Source organism: Rhizobium sp. 11_C7_N12_5 (assembly GCF_051811145.1).
GTDB classification, from domain to species: domain Bacteria; phylum Pseudomonadota; class Alphaproteobacteria; order Rhizobiales; family Rhizobiaceae; genus Rhizobium; species Rhizobium lusitanum.
In genome coordinates this window covers 1,846,744-1,860,898 of sequence record NZ_JBPWPY010000001.1, presented here as the reverse complement: position 1 = coordinate 1,860,898, position 14,155 = coordinate 1,846,744, and the positions used below count along the sequence as shown (strand labels likewise).

13 protein-coding genes and 1 other RNA gene are annotated in these 14,155 nt (G+C 59.8%); 8 read left to right on the top strand and 6 right to left on the bottom strand.

Annotation, left to right across the window (positions count from 1 at the left end; genetic code table 11):
• The first annotated feature begins 103 nt into the window (after window positions 1-103).
• The gene (locus tag AB8B29_RS09245; protein WP_113119341.1) at window positions 104-3,811 is read left to right on the top strand and encodes an AsmA family protein; all 3,708 of its coding nucleotides are present in this window, start codon (window positions 104-106) and stop codon (window positions 3,809-3,811) included.
• Window positions 3,812-3,884: 73 nt separating this feature from the next.
• Here the strand turns inward: AB8B29_RS09245 and AB8B29_RS09240 are convergent, their stop codons facing one another.
• From AB8B29_RS09240 to ssrA, 4 genes are all read right to left on the bottom strand, one after another.
• Window positions 3,885-4,097 (bottom strand): ribbon-helix-helix domain-containing protein, encoded by a 213-nt coding sequence (locus AB8B29_RS09240; protein WP_037202875.1) that lies wholly within the window; start codon window positions 4,095-4,097, stop codon window positions 3,885-3,887.
• Window positions 4,098-4,203: 106 nt separating this feature from the next.
• Window positions 4,204-4,398, bottom strand: a complete 195-nt coding sequence (locus AB8B29_RS09235; protein WP_037202685.1) for a DUF4169 family protein — start codon at window positions 4,396-4,398, stop codon at window positions 4,204-4,206.
• A 55-nt stretch (window positions 4,399-4,453) separates the two neighbouring features.
• Window positions 4,454-4,960, bottom strand: coding sequence for an SspB family protein (locus tag AB8B29_RS09230; RefSeq protein WP_037202684.1), 507 nt, complete (start codon window positions 4,958-4,960; stop codon window positions 4,454-4,456).
• Between the two features lie 120 nt (window positions 4,961-5,080).
• Window positions 5,081-5,450, bottom strand: a transfer-messenger RNA (tmRNA) gene (ssrA, locus tag AB8B29_RS09225).
• A 202-nt stretch (window positions 5,451-5,652) separates the two neighbouring features.
• On the opposite strand from ssrA, the gene AB8B29_RS09220 reads away from it, so the two are divergent.
• Window positions 5,653-6,573, top strand: a complete 921-nt coding sequence (locus tag AB8B29_RS09220) for a thymidylate synthase (RefSeq protein WP_113119340.1) — start codon at window positions 5,653-5,655, stop codon at window positions 6,571-6,573.
• A gap of 78 nt (window positions 6,574-6,651) precedes the next feature.
• On the opposite strand, the gene AB8B29_RS09215 is transcribed toward AB8B29_RS09220, so the two are convergent.
• Complete coding sequence (locus AB8B29_RS09215; RefSeq protein ID WP_037202682.1) at window positions 6,652-7,179, bottom strand: GNAT family N-acetyltransferase; 528 nt, start codon at window positions 7,177-7,179, stop codon at window positions 6,652-6,654.
• 241 nt (window positions 7,180-7,420) lie between these two features.
• Here AB8B29_RS09215 and AB8B29_RS09210 point away from each other — a divergent pair, with 241 nt between their 5' ends.
• Window positions 7,421-7,987 (top strand): helix-turn-helix domain-containing protein, encoded by a 567-nt coding sequence (locus tag AB8B29_RS09210; RefSeq protein WP_037202681.1) that lies wholly within the window; start codon window positions 7,421-7,423, stop codon window positions 7,985-7,987.
• 17 nt (window positions 7,988-8,004) lie between these two features.
• On the opposite strand, the gene AB8B29_RS09205 is transcribed toward AB8B29_RS09210, so the two are convergent.
• Window positions 8,005-8,253: a hypothetical protein gene (locus tag AB8B29_RS09205; protein WP_113119339.1), complete on the bottom strand. Its 249-nt coding sequence runs from the start codon at window positions 8,251-8,253 to the stop codon at window positions 8,005-8,007.
• 298 nt (window positions 8,254-8,551) lie between these two features.
• Between AB8B29_RS09205 and AB8B29_RS09200 the strand changes: the two genes are divergently transcribed.
• From AB8B29_RS09200 to AB8B29_RS09180, 5 genes are all read left to right on the top strand, one after another.
• Window positions 8,552-9,388, top strand: a complete 837-nt coding sequence (locus AB8B29_RS09200; RefSeq protein ID WP_113119338.1) for an NAD(P)-dependent oxidoreductase — start codon at window positions 8,552-8,554, stop codon at window positions 9,386-9,388.
• 105 nt (window positions 9,389-9,493) lie between these two features.
• Entirely contained in the window at window positions 9,494-10,012 is a 519-nt protein-coding gene (locus tag AB8B29_RS09195) for a dihydrofolate reductase (protein ID WP_037202679.1), read from the top strand.
• Between the two features lie 163 nt (window positions 10,013-10,175).
• Window positions 10,176-11,303, top strand: a complete 1,128-nt coding sequence (gene hflK / locus AB8B29_RS09190) for an FtsH protease activity modulator HflK (protein WP_113119337.1) — start codon at window positions 10,176-10,178, stop codon at window positions 11,301-11,303.
• Window positions 11,303-12,244 (top strand): protease modulator HflC, encoded by a 942-nt coding sequence (gene hflC / locus AB8B29_RS09185; RefSeq protein WP_037202677.1) that lies wholly within the window; start codon window positions 11,303-11,305, stop codon window positions 12,242-12,244. The genes hflK and hflC overlap by 1 nt, the downstream gene beginning before the upstream one ends.
• A 193-nt stretch (window positions 12,245-12,437) precedes the next feature.
• Window positions 12,438-14,150, top strand: a complete 1,713-nt coding sequence (locus tag AB8B29_RS09180; protein WP_037202676.1) for a DegQ family serine endoprotease — start codon at window positions 12,438-12,440, stop codon at window positions 14,148-14,150.
• Window positions 14,151-14,155: the final 5 nt, after the last annotated feature.

Sequence of the window (14,155 nt, the reverse complement as noted above, 5' to 3'; positions counted from 1 at the left end):
TGGGATCGGATAGAAACGTGCGTATCCGGGGCGATGTGGTGTATGTGCTCCGATAGGTTACGGTCTATCGTATATTTGGAATGAAGATTGGAGACGGTGCGCATTGTTAGGTAAGGTCCTGGTTTTTCTGGGTGGATTGCTTGTGGTAGTGCTGTTCGTGGCGCTGCTCGCTCCGATCTTCATAGACTGGACCGATTTTCGTAAGAATTTCGAGGATCAGGCGAGCCGTATCATCGGCAAGAAGGTGACGGTTCACGGCACCGTCGATGCACGCCTCCTGCCTTTTCCCTCCGTGACGCTGCATGATGTTCGCGTTGGTCAGGAGGCCGATGGTACGCCTCTGGTGCAGATTGCCGAATTCTCCATGGATGCCGAGCTGGCGCCCTTTCTTTCCGGCGAAGCGCTGATCTTCGATATGCGCGTGTCGAAGCCGAAGGTGCACCTGCGGTTGGCAAAGGACGGCACATTGGATTGGATGCGCGGCAGCCAGCCAGAGATTCCCGCCAAGTCGGTGGTGCTCGAAAGCGTGCATGTGGACGATGGCGATATCCTGTTCATCGACGAGCAATCCGGCCGCACCCGGCATATTACCGGTTTCAATGCTGAGATGTCGGCGAAATCGCTGGCAGGGCCATGGCGGATCGAAGGCGATGCGGCGCTCGATGGCGAGCACGGTAACTTCAGTATTTCCAGCAGCCAGCCTGATGACAACGGCGTTTTGCGCGTTCGCACCCGGCTGATGCCCGACCGGCATCCGCTCAATGTCGATCTCGATGGCGAATTGAAGTTGGTCAACAGCAAACCGGACTACATGGGTTCGTTCAACGCCGGGGTCGACGACAAACGTTCTGGCAATTCTGGCGACCAGCAAGTCCAGCCTCGCATCAAGGGCCGTTTCGAGCTGACAAACGATCGTATTCGCGTTCCCGAGTATCGGCTGGAAGTCGGCGCTGCCGACGATCCCTACGTGGTGACGGGCGAGGCGACGCTGGATACCGGGACCAAGCCGGAGTTTCTGCTGACCGCCGATGGCCAGCAAATCGACGTCAATCGCCTGGGTAACAGCAAGGGTCCCAATGGCAAGACCAACCGGAACCCGGCCGTTTCGGCTCGCCAGCGTTTGAACAGCCTGATTGAGACCGCAGCAGAAATTCCGGTGCCGCAAGTGCCCGGTAAGGCGACCTTCCGTTTGCCCGCGATTGTTGCCGGCGACACGACCATTCGCGACGTGCAGCTCGATCTCGAGCCGGCGGGAACGGGCTGGAAGATCGATCATGCGATCGGCACGCTGCCTGGGCGCACGCAGGTCGAAGCACGAGGCAATCTGATGCTGCAGGGCGAGCCGAATTTCATCGGCAATCTCGTCGTCGCCTCCAGCCAGCCCTCCGGCCTCGCCTCCTGGCTGGTGGGATCCGTGGATCCGTCTATCCGCCAACTGCACCAGGCCGGCTTCTCCTCTGACGTCAGCTTGCGGCATGAAGAGCAGCGCTTCGAGAATCTGGAGATCGCCATCGGTTCGGCTACGCTCAAGGGCCGCCTCGATCGCCAGGCGCCGAACGACAAGGATGCGCCGAAGCTTGCCGTCGATCTTACCGGCGATGCGTTCGATCTCGATGCGCTGAGAGCGTTGACCGGCCTGTTCACCGGTCAGGACGCAGGCGAATCCCTTTTTGATCACCGGATCGCCGCTCATCTGCAGGCTGCGAAATTCGTCGCCTTCGGCGTGCCGGCCGACGATGTCGATACATCGTTCTCGATCGCGGATGGCGCGCTGACGCTTGACAAGCTTGCGGTACGCAATGTCGCCGGCGCGGAGATCACTGCGACGGGCCGCGCCGACGGTTCGCCCGCGAGCTATAAAGGATCGGGCGAAATCACTTTCAAGGCGGCCGATCCCGGCCCCTTCTTCGAAATGCTCCGCCAGCATCTGCCCCATCATCCTGTCATGGATCGTCTGGTGCGCAATGCCGCCTGGTACGGAAACACCGCGCTTCGCGGCGCGGTGACGCTCGGCGGCGATCAGGACAATGCGTTGACGGTGACGCTCGCCGGCGTGTCCAACGGCAGCCGCGTCAATTTCGATTACCGCATGTCCGATCTGGCGGCGTTCGCAGGCAAGGGCAAGACGACGCTGGAAGGAACGCTCGAAAATTCCGTGACGTCGATCCTCTTCGGTCAGGCCGGTCTCGATCCGCTGCCGGTCGAAGCCGATGCGAATGGCCGCATGACCTTGAAAGTGTCCGCCAGCGGCACAGATCCGGCCGATGCGGCGTTGACTTTCGCGACCGATAAGACCTCGTTCACTGCAAATGGCAAGGTCGATGTGCGCCCCGACAGCTTCCTCAACGGCAACGTCGCACTATCGCTCGATAGCGCTGATCTCGATCCCTATTTCGTCATGAACGGCATCGGCATCCCGCAGATGGGCACAGGCTTACCGGTCAAGTTCCAGGCCAATGCCGCTGTCAGCCCCGACAAGATCGTATTCTCCGGCATGAAGGGGCTGTTTGCCGACAACAATGTGTCGGGCGCGCTCACCTTCGACAGAAAGGCGCCGAACATAAAGGCGACCGGGGAATTGTCGCTCGACAAGGTGGATGTCGGCTGGCTGGCCGAGGCGATCTATGGCCCGATCACGGACGCCAAAACCGGCAAGCTGACCAGGGACAAGCTCGGATTGCCGGCTTTCAGCGGGCTCGATATCGGCATCAAGCTTTCGGCGAAGCAGGTATGGCCGGGCATATTCGGTCCGATTTCGAATTTCACCGGCAATGTCGCCTACAAGGGCGAGGAATTGCGGCTGAACGATCTGTCCGGCGGCTGGAACGGCGGCACGCTGAATGGCAGCCTGATGCTCGCCAATTCCGACGGCACCGGACTTATGCAAACGAAGCTCAGCCTCGCCAACGGCGATCTTGCCGCGGTCGCCTGGCAACGTGACGGTGCGCCACTTGCCAGCGGCCGCTTTGGCCTGGCCATGAATGTCGAAGCTAGCGGCAAGAGCATGGGCGACCTTGCAGCCAACGCCAGTGGTTCGGGCGAGGTCAAGCTCGGAGAGACCCATGTGCGTGGCCTTAATCTGTCCGTCCTGCCGCCCTTGCTGTCGGCGACGGATCAGATCCAGGGCGATATCACGGCCGAAAAGGTGTTGCCGATCGTGCAGACGCTGCTCAACAATGGCGAGGCGGTGCTTCCGGCCACGAGCATACCGTTCAATATCTCCTCCGGCGTCGTGCGTGCTACGAACATCGTTGCCGGCAACGATGTGGCGAAGCTCTCCGGCAATGCCGAAATCAGCTTGCCGGATGAGCGCATGCGCGGCTCTCTCGGCATCGACTTGAATGCCGCAAGCGAGGCGCAGAGTGGCGCCGAGCCGGCTTTGCGCCTCGATTTCGCCGGCCCGCTGGCAACGCCCGGCCGGACGATGGACGTGAGCGACGTCACCAGCTTCCTGTCGCTGCGCGCTTTCGAGCGCGAGCGCCGGCGCGTCGAGCGCCTTCAGGCCAATGTCCTCGAAAAGCAGCGGCTCCGGCGCGAGGTCTCGCTTTACAAATACGTGGCCGTTGCGCGCGAAGCCCAACGGCAGCGCGACGCGGCTATCGAGCAGCAGCGGCGGGCCGAAGAAATCCGGCTGCGCGATTTGATGAGGCGCACTGCGGCACAGAAGCAAGCGGACGAGGAGGCTAAGGCCAAGGCCGCCGCCGAAGCTCGTGCCAAAGCCGAGGTCCAGCAATTGCCGGCGCTCAACGGCCAGTCGCCGCAGCCGACAACGCCATTGAACTTCAACGGATTGCCCGGTGTCGCCCAATAGCGCATGGCCCCAATAGCACATGGCTTTGTGCGGCATTGGTTTCAACCGGATGCCGTAATCTGGAGCAGTGACGCTAGTTGCGTTCTTTCAGCCACTTGAGAACATAGAGGCGCAGCGCGGAGGAGAGGTTGCTCTCTGCATCGCGTCCGTCGTCGATTTCGGAAATCAGCGCTGCGAGCGACGTGCCGCGTACATTGGCGATTGCCTTCAGTTCTGTCCAGAAGGCATCCTCAAGGGAAAAGCTCGTGCGATGGCCATGCAGCGTCGCGGAATGTTTACGGATCATCGGCGGGTCGATCAAAAAAATCGGAAACGGTGGGATATTGGTAACGTGATTCAAAATGCACGGGTAAGCAACTGATTTCGGAAGTTTTTTAATTCTGGCGCAGTAGTCAGTCGTCTGTTTCTGGCGTCTCCCTGCGGCCGGCCTCGTGTTCTTTTGTGGCCTTGTCGTTGAGCGCTTTCGTCAGGTTCTTTTCCGTCTTGGTGCGGCCGAACGTGATGCGGTTCTGTTCTGCCTGCTTTTCTTTCTCGGAACGAGCCTGTTTCTTGCGGAACTGGCGCAGATTGACGATTTCGGCGTTCATCGATCTTTTCCCGTTGCCGATGTAGAAAGGGGAAGCGGATGCTTCCCCGACATGCTCACTGCTTCTTGCGGAATGCGTCGAGAGAGACGACGGAACCAGGCTTCTTTTCCTCGCCGTCCTTGGCCGCTGCCGGCTCTTCGGCGTGTTCGGCCGTCACGGGATAGGCGGTGATCTCGCTGGAAGTGATTTCCTCGTCGTCGGCCAACGGCACGTCGAACTCCAGTTCGAAGTTGACGGAAGGATCGTAGAAGCCGCGGACCGCGTTGAAGGGGATGACCAGCTTTTCGGGGACATCGGAGAAAGACAGGCCGATCTCGAACTGGCTCTCAGTGACTTTCATATCCCAGAACTGATGCTGGATGACGATGGTCATCTGCTCTGGATACTTCGACTTCAGGTGCTGCGAAATGCGCACACCGGGAGCGCCCGTCAGAAAGGTGATGAAGAAATGATGATCACCGGGCAAACGGCCGGTGGCGCCAACCTCGGTCAACACCTTGCGTATGACTCCACGCAGGGCGTCCTGTGCCAAAATGTCGTAGCGGATATGATCCTGCGCCATGCTTTCCTGTCTTTCGTTGGCCCATGCTTTTTGTAAGGCTTATGCCACGCCGAACGTCGACGGGAAAGCCCCGTGCGCGAGTCATCGCCTCGTCATATATAATATAGCACTGGAGGATAAGGTGAAGGCTTCTGTTGCCAGGTGCCTTCGAACCCCGCCTAAGAGTGCGACCCCTTAGGACTTTATTTGAAGTGTCACACCGCGATTAAGCAGCGAGACGAGCTTCCGCATAGTTGTCGTTTGCAACTACAATTTTAGCCCGATAACGGCGGTACAATGCCGAGCAAAAAGTCGATCTTTACACCCTTGTCGATCCTGTTTCGCCCCCATCAAAAGCCGGTCTGACGCCAGTTAGCCGGCCGGTTTTTGGTGGAGGCGCCGGGTACCGCCCCCGGGTCCAATAGGTTTATTACACCGCTCATTTATCGCCATAGCCGGCCCGAAGACCGGCATGGCTGATATAGTGTTTTCCGCAGGCGAAGGGAAGGGCAATTGTCATAAATGCTTTGCTGAAACATCGGTTTGCGACAGGAAGGCAGAGAATCGGTGAGATTATTGTCAGCCGCGGTTGGTTTCCCACCAGCTTGTCACTAGAATTGCGAAAAAGGAATCGGCCGGGCGCGCGGCGGCGAACTGCCGCTGGCGGCACTCGCGCTGCCCGGAAAACTTCAAGAGCGATTTCGGAGCTGAAGATGGTTCGCCACCCGGAGTATCAATATCTCGACCTGATGGCGCACCTGCTCGAGAACGGTGATCGCCGGATCGATAGAACGGGCGTCGGCACCCTGAGCGGTCTCGGAGCGATGATGCGCTTCGATCTCTCGAAGGGGCAGTTCCCGGTCTTCACGACCAAGCGCGTCTACTGGAAGCTCGCCGTCAAGGAGATGCTCTGGTTCCTGACGGGTGACACAAACATCCGCAACCTCCTTAAGGAAAACGTGCGGATCTGGACCGATTGGCCGTTGGCGAAATATCGAAAGGCCACCGGCGAGAACATCGATCAGATCGCTTTCGAGGCGCGGATTCTGGCTGACGAGGCTTTTGCGCTCGAATGGGGCGATCTCGGCCCGGTCTATGGCAAGCAATGGCGCCAGTGGCGCGATGCCGAGGGCCGGGTGCATGATCAGCTCGCATCGGTCATTCACGACCTGAAAACCAATCCCAGCAGCCGCCGGATGATCTTCCATGCGTGGAATGTCGGCGAATTGGCCGACATGGCGCTGCATCCCTGCCACATGGTCTATCAGTTCCATGTGTCGAACATATCCGGCGCCGAAGGCCGGCGTCCGCGCCTCAGCCTGATGGTCTTCCAGCGCTCGTGCGATCTGTTCCTGGGGAACCCCTTCAATATCTCGCAGCAGGCGGCCTTGCTGGCCATGGTTGCGCAGCAGGTCGATATGGACGTGGGGGAACTGGTCTGGTCGGGCGGCGACGTGCACCTCTATCTCAACCATCTGGATGCGATCCGTGAGCAGTTGAGCCGCGAACCCAGGCCGTTCCCGACCCTGCGCTTGCTGCGTCGGCCCGACAGCATAGACGGCTACCGCATCGAGGATTTCGAAGTCGTAGGCTACGAGCCGCACGCGGCGATTGCGGCTGAGGTTGCCGTCTAGGCGGCGTTTCGGCCGGCAACGAATGTTAGCCCGAGAGAACGAACGTTGCGACCGTGATTGCCATTGTATCCGGCGCTTTCAGGCTGTCGGTGGGGAATCGGGCTCAGTGCGCCGATCGAGCAGCAGTTGCAGGAACGCCAGATCGAGCCATCGGCCGAATTTCGTGCCGACTTCCGGGAGAAGGCCGACCTGCTGAAAGCCGAGCTTCTCATGGAGCCTGATCGAAGCGACATTTCCGGCCTCGATGCCGGCGATCATCGCATGCTTTCCGATGGTTTTGGCGCGCTCGATCAGCTCGACCATCAACGCCCTGCCGATTCCGCTTCGATATTGATCATTTCGGACATAGACGGAATGCTCGACCGTATGCCGATAGCCGTCGAAGGCCCGCCAATCGCCGAATGAGGCATATCCGACGACTTCGCCGCGATCGTCAATGGCGACCAGCACCGGATAGCCCAGCCTGCGTCGATCCTGCAGCCATCGCTTTCGATTGTCCGTATCGACCTGTGTCTCGTTCCAGATCGCGGCTGTGTTGACGACGGCGTCGTTGTAGATCGCGGTTATTCCCGCGACATCTTCGTCATTGGCATCGCGAATTTGCATCGATTGCTCCGTGAAGCTATCCACTAAATTGGATTCTGGTGTGATTGATCGTTTCACTTTGTCATACGCCGATTTCTGCGCTTGTCCACTATGTTATCATAAAAACCGGCAAGCTGATAACGGGGCGGCCTAAGGCATGAATTAACTTTTACATATTACGTCAATATATCAATTATTTAGCTATAGAATTGTTGTGGATTTCCATATTGCCATCCTCAGGAAAGTCTACTATAGTAAAACGATGTCTCAACTTGATGAAATCGACAAGCGCATCGGTGCGCGCATTCGCATCGAACGCGAGAGCCGCGGCTGGTCGCTGACAGAGCTTGCCGAACGTTCCGCCGTTTCCCGCGCCATGATCCACAAGATCGAGCGTGGCGAGAGCAGTCCGACGGCAACGCTGCTCGGCAAGCTGTCGGGTGCTTTCAGCCTGAGCATGTCGACATTGATGGCACGTGCTGAAATGCAGCAGGGCCGTTTCCTGAAGAAGGAGGATCAGCCCGTGTGGGTCGATCCGCAGACCGGCTACGAGCGGCGGCATGTGTCCCCGAAGTCGGACCTGCCGCTGGATCTGGTTCGCATCGAATTGCCCGCGGGAGCCGATGTTCCCATGCCGGCATCGGCCTATGCTTTCATGCGGCAGCTCATTTGGGTGCTGGAGGGCGAGCTGATTTTTCTCGAAGGCGATGCAAGGCATCGGATGTCGGCAGGCGATTGCCTCGAGCTCGGCCCGCCGACGAATTGCGTGTTCAAGAACGAGAGCGGCAGGCCCTGCATCTATGCCGTTCTTGTTCTCCGCAACGCGTAGAGCAAGCGTCGCGGCGGCTAAGTTGCTTCCGGCGATGCGTTCACCCTTTCGCGGACGAAGCGCAGAAACAGGTCTTGGGGAAGCCGATGAATGCGATCGTCGACATGCGACTGGTGGTTCCAGATGCGAAAAGTCGGTGGGGCGGATTGCAGATAAGGCCTGCAAGGAGGGCCGTGCTGCGGCACGGGCTCTCCCACGGCCAGCCCGCACGAAAGCACGAACAGCAGCATGCCGTGGGCGAGGCCATCAAATAAATGGATCAGCATTTTCCTCCGTCTCCGGCCAACACCGCGTCGAGACCGCTCGGTCCGGATGCGGTGCCGTACCGTGTTTGACGAGCCCTGATAGGTCTTGACTGGCGACTAGGGATGACGGGAAGCGCGACGATTGCCCATTTCGAAATGGTCGGCAGCCTATAAGAAAAAGCTATGGTGCCTGTCTTGGCCGATCGCTTTTTGGCCCATCGCCCATGCGCAAAACTTATCGTTACCGCGCCGCATTCCGCTCGTCGGCCTGATCGCGAGGCGCTATGTTGTCGTCCTTGCGTGAAGAGGGAGATCGGTCGTGGATATCGCAGTCATCGGAGCCGGCGCGATGGGCAGCGCCATTGCGAGGCGTTTGGTCGAGAATGGCGCGAAGGTGCTGACCTATCTCGAGGGCCGCTCGGCGACAACGATCGATCGAGCGAAGTCTGCGGGCACGGAGGTTGTCGGGCTGGACGCTATCGCCGGAGCCGGCCTCATCCTTTCCATCGTTCCACCCGCCGCCGCCACCGGCGTGGCGGAGCAGATCGCAGCAGCCGTACGTCGACGCGGCACGAAGACGACGTTCATGGATTGCAATGCGATTTCGCCGCAGACGATGGTGCAGGTCGCCTCGATCTTTGCCAGCGATTGCGGCGTGGTTCTCGATGGTTCCATCATCGGCGGCCCGCCGAAGCCCGGCCAGAAGGGACCCAAGCTTTATGTCAGCGGAGATGCGGCCGACAGCAGCGCCATGCTGTCCGAACGCGGGCTTCAGGTGCGCCGCATCGATGGGCCGATCGGCGCCGCATCGGCGCTGAAGATGTGCTATGCCGGCATCAACAAGGGTGTGACGGGCCTTGGGACCGCCATGCTGCTCGCCGCCATCCGCTCCGGAGCGGATGAGGCCCTGAAACGCGAGCTCCAGGAAAGCCTGCCGGATCTCGATGCGAAATTTGTGCAGGGCATCCCAGACATGTATCCGAAAGCCTATCGCTGGGTCGCGGAGATGGAGGAGATTTCGGATTTCCTCGGCGAAGATGATCCGGCCGCGCTGATATTCAAAGGCATGGCCGGTCTTTACCGCAAGATGGCGGATGATCGCGAGGATGGCGGCGTGCTGGCCGGACAGCTCGATAAACTCAACAATGGCGGTTGATTACAGGCGGGTGGGTGCTTTCCAAGGTCTGTCAGCGCTATCATGCAATGGAATCATGAGGCCGACTCGCCTATGGCGATGGTGACGTTGTTTGAGGGAGGAAGCATGACCCAGCCGATCAAGACCATCGTCGTTGCCGTTTCGCGCAATGGCATTATCGGGCGTGACGGCGACATGCCCTGGCGACAGTCGTCTGACCTCAAGCGCTTCAAGGCGATGACCCTTGGCAAGCCCGTCATCATGGGACGCAAGACATTCCAGTCGATCGGCAAGCCGCTGCCCGGCCGACCGAACATCATCATCACTCGCGATGAAAGCTTTTCGCCCGAAGGCGTAACGGTGGTGCATTCGCTGAGCGAAGCCATCGATGCCGCGTCCCGCCTTGCGACCGAGAGCGGCGTCGACGAGATCTGCATTCTGGGCGGTGGCGAGATCTATCGGCAGGCGATCGGTCTGGCCGACCGGTTGCTCATCACGCATGTCGAGGCGGAGGTGGATGGCGACACCTCCTTCCCGGCCATCGATCCCGCCCTTTGGCAGGTCGACAGCGAGCTTGCCGTGCCCGCCGGCGAGAAGGACACCTATCCGACACGTTTCGTCAGTTATTTTAGGCGAAATGCATAAGGGCTGCCCTGAAAATTCAAATATTTTCCAGTTAATCCGCCGAACTTCCTGAAGTTGCGTTGAAAGCAGGTGCGTCGATACCTATAACGGGATGCAATCGCTGCCGCCTGCTAATTTTGCGGGTTCGGCGCGGTGCTGGGAGTCAACAAACAAAGAGGTTTTGATGCCTTGGAGCAATCAGAATGGCGGCGGCGGTGGCCCGTGGGGCGGCGGCGGCGGCGGTGGAAATAATCAGGGACCTTGGGGGCAAGGACCGAACCGGCCGCGGGGAAGCGGCAACGGAGGGCCTCCGGATCTCGAGGATATTATTCGCCGCGGCCAGGACCGGTTGAAAGGCTTTATCCCTGGTGGCTTCAATGCAGGCGTCTTTCTTATCATCGCTGCGGTTATCGGTGTTTTCTGGCTGATTCAGTGCGTCTATACGGTGCAGCCGGATGAGCGCGGTGTGGAACTGCGTTTCGGCAAGCCGAACACGGAAGTCTCGATGCCCGGCCTGCATTTCCATTTCTGGCCGATGGATCGCGTTGAGTTCGTGAAGGTCACGGAACAGCAGCGCAATATCGGCGGTCGCTCGGCCGCCGGTTCGACTGCCGGCCTGATGCTGACGGGCGATCAGAACATCGTCAACGTCCAATTCTCGGTTCTCTTTGTGGTAACCAATCCGCAATCCTATCTCTTCAATCTCGAAAGTCCCGACGAAACGCTGCAGCAGGTTGCAGAAAGCGCCATGCGCGAAGTCGTCGGCCGCCGTCCCGCCCAGGACATCTATCGCGATAACCGCCAGGAAATCGCCGTTCAGGTGAGGGCCATCATCCAGGATACGCTGGACCGCTACGGCGCCGGCCTCGCCATTACTGCCGTGCCGATCGAGGATGTAGCACCGCCGCGCGAAGTGGCCGATGCGTTCGAAGAAGTACAGCGCGCCGAGCAGAACGAAGACCAGCAGGTTGAAGAGGCCAATCAATACGCCAACCAGCAGCTCGGTCAGGCCCGCGGTCGCGCGGCTCAGATCCGCGAAGAAGCGGCTGCCTACAAGGATCGTGTCGTAAAGGAAGCTCAGGGTGAGGCGCAGCGCTTCATCTCGATCTACGACGAGTACATCAAGGCACCGGAAGTCACCCGCAAGCGGCTGTTCCTTGAAACCATGGAGACCGTTATCGGCAATTCCAACAGTGTCATCATCGACGACAAGCAGGGCGTCGTGCCCTATCTGCCGCTGAACGACATCGGCAAGCAGCCCGCGACGCGGGCGGGCAAGCCCGCCACTGCAGCTCAGCCGGAGGCCAAATAATGACGTCCAGCCGTTTACCAACCATTCTCATCGCGCTCGCGGTGCTGCTGCTGCTCGTTTATTCGTCGGTGTTCGTGGTCAATGCCCGGGAGCAGGCTATCGTCCTGCGTTTCGGCCAGATCCGCGCAGTCAAGGCGGAGCCGGGGCTCTACTTCAAGCTGCCCTTCGCCTTCATGGATGCTGACCGCGTTCAATACATACAGCTGCAGGAACTCCGTTTCGATCTGGACAATATCCGCGTCCAGGTGTCGGGCGGCAAGTTCTACGAGGTCGATGCTTTCGTGGTCTACAAGATCACCGATGCTCGCAAGTTCCGCGAGGCGGTGTCGGGCGATCGTGATGCGGCGGAATCCCGTCTCAGAACCCGCCTCGACGCCTCGCTGCGTCGTGTCTACGGTCTGCGCAACTTCGAAGCGGCGCTTTCCAACGAACGCGCGTCGATGATGACCGAAGTGCGCGACGATCTGCGCCGCGATGCCGAGACGCTTGGTCTCAACATCGAGGATGTCCGCATCCGCCGCACTGACCTGTCTCAGGAAGTGTCGCAGAATACTTACGATCGTATGAAGGCCGAGCGTTTGGCGGAAGCCGAGCTCCTCCGCGCACGGGGTAACGAAGAAGGCCAGCGCCGCCGCGCGATCGCGGACCGTCAGGTCGTCGAGCTTATCGCGGATGCGCAGAAGGATTCGGAAGTCCTGCGTGGTCAGGGTGAAGCCGAGCGCAACGGCATCTTCGCCGATGCCTCGTCGCGCGATCCGAATTTCTACGAATTCTATCGCACGATGGCCGCCTACAACAAGGCGTTCGTTTCCGGTGGCAAGACGCTGGTCCTGCCGCCGAACAAGTCGGACTTCTTCAAGTTCTTCGATAGTCCCAACGGTACCGCGCCCAATTCCGGCGCGCCGGCGCTGGCCAGTCCGACGACGACTCCGGCGAACTGAGGCGTCAACCCGCTGAAATCCAAGGGCTGCCTCACGGCGGCCCTTTTCTTTATCGGAAACGACATCACCTTTGCCATAAATGCCTTGGTCGGATTGAGGTTCGGGGATTTCGCAAAAAGGTGATTTCGCGCTTCATCATTCCGCCTTATGTTGATGCTTATTCAAGATTTCCCTTTATCGATGAGGATGCCTGATGGCCCCGACCATTCGCCTGCCTTTCAGACGTTCGTTCGCTTTGCTGGCCAGCATGGCGCTGATTGCCGGTCCCGTCGTCGGTGGCGCCGAACAGGCCTATGCGCAGACGCAGAATAGCGGCGCGGCTGCGGGCGCTCAGGCACCGGCAGCCACCAACAACCAGACGCCGCCTGCGGACACGCCGACGATGACGATGAACCCGGCGATGAATGCCGGCCCCGCTTCGGTTGCAGATCTTGCTTCCGGTTTGCTCGATGCCGTCGTCAACATCTCCACCTCGCAGAAGGTGAAGGACGAGGGGGACGGCCCGGCGACGCCGAAGGTGCCGGACAATTCGCCGTTCCAGGATTTCTTCAACGATTTCTTCAAGAACAGGAATAACGAGGACAGCAACCGCAAGGTAAGCTCGCTCGGTTCTGGCTTCGTCATCGATGCGGCCGGCTATATCGTCACTAACAACCACGTCATCGAAGGCGCCGATGATATCGAGGCGATCTTCCCGAACGGGACGAAGCTGAAGGCGAAGCTGATCGGAACCGATACGAAGACCGATCTCTCGCTCCTCAAGGTCGAGCCGAAGCATCCGCTGACGGCGGTGAAGTTCGGCGATTCCTCCAAGATGAGGATCGGTGACTGGGTGATGGCGATCGGCAATCCCTTCGGCCTGGGTGGATCCGTGACCATCGGTATCGTTTCTGCGCGCGGGCGCAACATCAATGCCGGTCCGTACGACAACTTCATCCAGACGGATGCGGCGATCAACAAGGGTAATTCCGGCGGCCCGCTCTTCAATATGAAGGGTGAGGTGATCGGCATCAACACGGCCATCATCTCCCCGAGCGGCGGCTCGATCGGCATCGGCTTTGCCGTGCCTTCGGAGCTGGCCGAGGGCGTCGTCAAGCAGCTCAGGGATTTCGGCGAAACCCGTCGCGGCTGGCTCGGCGTTCGTATTCAGCCGGTGACGGATGATGTCGCCAACAGTCTCGGTCTCGGCAGCGCGAAGGGCGCACTCGTGGCCGGCGTCATCAAGGGCGGCCCCGTCGACAACGGCACCATCAAGGCAGGTGACGTCATCCTGAAATTCGACGGCAAGGATGTGGCTGAAATGCGCGACCTGCCGCGTGTCGTCGCTGAAAGCCCGGTCGGCAAGGAAGTGGATGTGATCATCTTCCGCGACGGCAAGGAGCAGACCGTCAAGGTCACGCTTGGCCGGCTGGAAAATAGCGATCAGGCGGCAGCGGCGAGCACCGACAAGGACAAGCAGCCTCAGCTCGCGCCTGATGGCGACGGCAATCATGACGGCGTCATCAATCCGGACGGGGGCGATGGCGGCAATGATGATGGCATGGATGGACAGGACCAGGGTGACAACCAGCAGCAGTCGCCGCAGGCTCAGCCACCGGCCCAGGCAAACACAAGTATCCTCGGCATGAAGCTGGCGACGCTGACGGCCGAGAACCGCAAGAGCTTCGGTATCGCCGATAGCGTCGATGGCGTCGTCATCACGGAAGTTGCACCGGGTTCGGCTGCCGCCGAGAAGGGCCTGAAGCCCGGGGATGTTGTCGTCGAAGTCGCGCAGGAATTCGTGCAGACGCCGAGTGCCGCATCGGAAAAAGTGGCCTCGCTGAAGCGGGAAGGGCGCCGAAACGCGCAGTTGATGATTGCGTCTCCAAGTGGTGACTTGCGCTTTATCGCTGTTGCTCTCGAGTAGACACT